The organism is Pedobacter jamesrossensis, assembly GCF_042650905.1.
Classification (GTDB): Bacteria; Bacteroidota; Bacteroidia; order Sphingobacteriales; family Sphingobacteriaceae; genus Pedobacter; species Pedobacter jamesrossensis.
The window spans coordinates 1-1,754 of sequence record NZ_JBHSBY010000063.1 but is presented as its reverse complement, the minus strand read 5'-3'; the positions used below and the strand labels follow the sequence as shown (position 1 = coordinate 1,754).

1 protein-coding gene is annotated in these 1,754 nt (G+C 44.4%); it reads right to left on the bottom strand.

Annotated elements, in window-relative coordinates; genetic code table 11:
• Positions 1-1,476, bottom strand: a 1,476-nt coding sequence (gene istA, locus ACFOUY_RS09015) for an IS21 family transposase (RefSeq protein ID WP_378960176.1), incomplete at its 3' end; no start/stop codon positions are given.
• Positions 1,477-1,754 lie beyond the last annotated feature (278 nt).

Below are 1,754 nucleotides of genomic sequence, written 5' to 3'. Positions count from 1 at the left end.
GACCATGTCCATATTATTGTCAAGGATGTTTTTTATTACAGTGTATTTAAACCTGTGCCCGGTGAGTGCCCTTTTGCAGGCAGCTTCCATTCTTACCGCTCCATAGGCTTTCAAGAGCCGCATTAGTCCAGCGCAGCCAGCATATGATTGATGTATCACGGGATTGCTCTTCATCAGCTTTTGAATGAAGTCGTAAGTGTTCTGACCTGCTTTTTCAGCCTGTTTCAAATAATATTCAGGATCCCATCCCTTTTCATCTGAAAAAGATTGGTGAGCTTCAGGCATATGTTCCCTGACCGTGGTGAAATGGTGTTTTCTGAAACTCCGGACGTGTATGGCAATGCGGGTACAATTATGGAAGATTTCAACACTGTCCATACAATATGATATCCTGACTTCCTTGCCAATATACCTAAAGGGAACGCTGTAATAGTGCCAGTCTTCACCTACTACGACATGATAGTTCTTCTGAACTTTTGCCCTGGTGTAGTGCTGGATAGAGAAAGATGATTCGGGAAGTGGTTGCAAAAGTGCTAACTCATTATTGTGGAAGAGCTCATAGCGGCTGAAACTCTTGCGTTGAAAACTAAGCTGGTGGTGTTCATTAAGCTTAATCCTGATCGCGGCATTCAATTCCTTGAGACTGTAGAAGGTCTGGTTCCTAAGTTTCGCATAGATGCGCATATAGGCTATCCTCACAAAGTTCTCTATGCTTGGTTTATCCTTTGGCTTATACGGGCGAGCAGCAAAGAGCGCAATCTTGTTATGGTTGGCCCATTGCTCCAGCATCTCGGTAAAGACAGGTTCATACTTTGAGCTTTTGGATACCCACTGCCTCATATTATCCGATTTTACGCCTTTGGGCACGCCACCGATATAGATGAGTGCTTTGTTCAATGCTGATACAACCTGGGGCAACTTCGCATCTACAAGCGCTTCCACATAACCGTAACCGCTAAAGGGAAGAATGGCAAGAAACACCGGACAGCTAACCAGTTCTCCTGTAGAAGTATCCAGATAATGCAGTGGCGCACCGGCAAAATCTACCTGCATCATCTCAGCTGGTTTATGCTCAAAATGCATAACGGCCTTCGAGGCCCGGTTATGTTCCTGCAGTAGGTCACAGAATCTGGAATATTGAAACCCTTCCGGATACTTGGTAATATACTCCTCCCACAGCAATAACCTGGTTACGCCTTCTTTGGAGGCGAGCTGTTCATTGTGATATTCCAAATGTTCAAGGAAATGAACCCGCCTGGGGTCAGCATCCTCCATTACATCTTCCTTTACAAGGCCAAGAATCTCGTCGATATCCCCATCAGATAGCTTTAACAAGCCACCAAAAGTCAAACCTGTCGATTTGAACTTTTCCAGGTAACTCGCGATCGTACGCCTGTTGACCCTGACCTCTTTTTCTATTTTCCGTTGGGAGACGCCCTGATCCAGGAAAATGAGTATCTGTCTAATCTTATTCATGCTGAGCAGTTTGTTCGCCATATCTATAGGGGTAAGCTTTATGCTTCCAAACCTATATAATTGACGGGTTAAACTATGCCCAATTGCTTGATATGGTTAAATATAGTGGTGCAGTATGTGTCGGAATGGCAGAGTGAAATATTCCTGCAATAAACCAAAAGTGGTGCACTTTGCCTTGGAATATTTAATTACCTCAACAAAAACTGGTGCACTTTGGCTCGGAATGACTGGTGTACTATGCCTCGGAATGGGTGGTGTAGTATGGGTCGGAATATCCA